Source organism: Collinsella sp. AF15-51, from assembly GCF_003462845.1.
Classification (GTDB): domain Bacteria; phylum Actinomycetota; class Coriobacteriia; order Coriobacteriales; family Coriobacteriaceae; genus Collinsella.
Genome location: NZ_QRYG01000040.1, coordinates 1 through 1,914, shown reverse-complemented (window position 1 = coordinate 1,914; position 1,914 = coordinate 1). Strand labels below are relative to the sequence as shown.

The 1,914-nt window shown below is 55.1% G+C and carries 1 protein-coding gene; it reads right to left on the bottom strand.

The window, feature by feature from the left end:
• Positions 1 to 602: 602 nt before the first annotated feature.
• A complete protein-coding gene (locus DWW51_RS10125; RefSeq protein ID WP_117774417.1) occupies positions 603 to 1,727 on the bottom strand; it encodes an aminotransferase in 1,125 nt (374 codons plus the stop codon).
• Between the last annotated feature and the right edge of the window lie 187 nt (positions 1,728 to 1,914).

Here is a 1,914-nt window from a genome sequence, read left to right as displayed (position 1 = left end):
TCGGAAGGCACGTGCAGACCTTTCGTCATGGCCTCCTACCTTTCTTTCGGGCCCTTGTCAGGGCCGATTCGTTAGCGCCCCTCCGTGTGAGGCGTTATTGCTGACGACATATTTATATCCAAAATCAGCCCATACTTCCACCTTGCCCCCGAACGGTTTTTTATGAGGGGTGAACGGCATACACATATACTTCACGCATGGCACACTTTGACTTAATAAAGTGTATTTACGTGCTTAAATGCTTTTTTAACCGGAAATCCCATTGGAACTAATCTTTGTTAAACCACCCTCAATTTGCATATTTCACGCAAGGGTATGAATAGAATTCGCAATTCTTGCTGCCTCTCAACCATTTTGATTTTTATTCAGAAAAAAGTTCGTCCTATTCATTTTTAGCAACCAGACTACCGTTTACCAGACGCTGGGCACCGTTCGCCGGAAGCTCAGTATAAGGCCCAGCGGATATCAGCTTGCCGTACGGCCTCATTTGTAACAACTTGACTTCTCGGTATAAAAAACAGACCCGCCCCCTCATGGGAAACGGGTCTGTTATCGATTATCGTCGGCCAATTTGAATACGGACTTCGAAGGAAGTCGTGATCCTAGCGATCGAACTCGGCCAGCGCCTCACCCAGAAGCCTCAGGCCCTCGCGAAGAACGTCCTCGCTCGCGCAGTAGCCCAGGCGTGCACCGCAGGGAAGCTCAAAGCGGCTGCCGGGAACCAGCAGCACTCCCCTCTCGGCCAACAGGCGCTTACAGAATTCCTCATCGTCCTCGGGGATATCCAGCTGGATAAACGAGGTGGACACGCCCTGCGGGGCCGTCCAGGACACGCGATGCTGTGTATCGATCCAGGCCTGCGCGATATCACGGTTGCCAAACACGATCTTGCGGTTGCGCTCGAGAATCTTGTCCTTATGCTCGAGCACGTAGGTCGCCAGGGCGTCGTTGAACACGCCACCGCAGATCATGGTGTAGTCGCGATACGTGCGGATGCGGTTGGATACCTCTTCATCGGTCACGACCCAGCCCACGCGGGCAGCAGGCGTCGAATAGGTCTTGGACACCGAGTTGGTGACAATGGCCTTCTCGTACACGTCGGCCATCGACATAAAGGACTCGGTGTTCTCGAGCGGCAGATACACCTCGTCGCACAGCACGTAGGCACCCACCGAACGCGCAATCTCCGCAATCTGGCCGAGCGTATCGGCATCGAGCACCGTACCGATGGGGTTCGATGCGTTATTGATGCAGATGAGCTTGGTGTTGGGGCGCACCAAGCGCTTGAGCTCATCGATATCGGGCTTCCAACCGAGCTCCTCGCGAAGCTCCCAATACTCGACCTCGGCACCCAGCGTACGCGGAATCTCGTAGAGCGGCGCATAGGTAGGCCACTCGGCAATCACGTGATCGCCGGGCTCCACAACGGCCATGATGGCGTTGAGGTTGGCGCCCGTGCAGCCATTGGTCTGCAGAATGTGATCGGGATTGACATCGCGACGATACAGCTTGGCGACCTCGGCCTTAAATTCCGGCGATCCCTCGATCCAGCCGTAGTTCATCTTCTCGCGATCCAGGCGCTCGTAGAACGTGGCGCCGTCCTGCTCGTCCAGTGCGCGAAGCTCGCCCATGGTCAGCGACGAGATCGTCGACTGAGCGATATCCCAGGTAGCACTCTTCTCCCAAACGTTGAGCCATTCCTCAACACCGATTGGCTTGATATCCATGGCCACCTTATCTGATCTTCATTTAGCGTCATTAAACATGAATGGGGCGGTGCGAAAGATCCGCACCGCCCCAATGGGAGACATCTAATGGCAGCTAGATGTTTGTAGTAAGACCTGTACGGGTCTTTGAAAACCTTAGAGGTCCTCGCGCCAGAAGGGCATGCTCATGCAGCGCGGGCCGCCACGG

Excerpts from the sequence above, each read along its gene's own strand:
- DWW51_RS10125 (WP_117774417.1), bottom strand. The coding sequence starts at position 1,727 with ATGGATATCAAGCCAATCGGTGTTGAGGAATGGCTCAACGTTTGGGAG.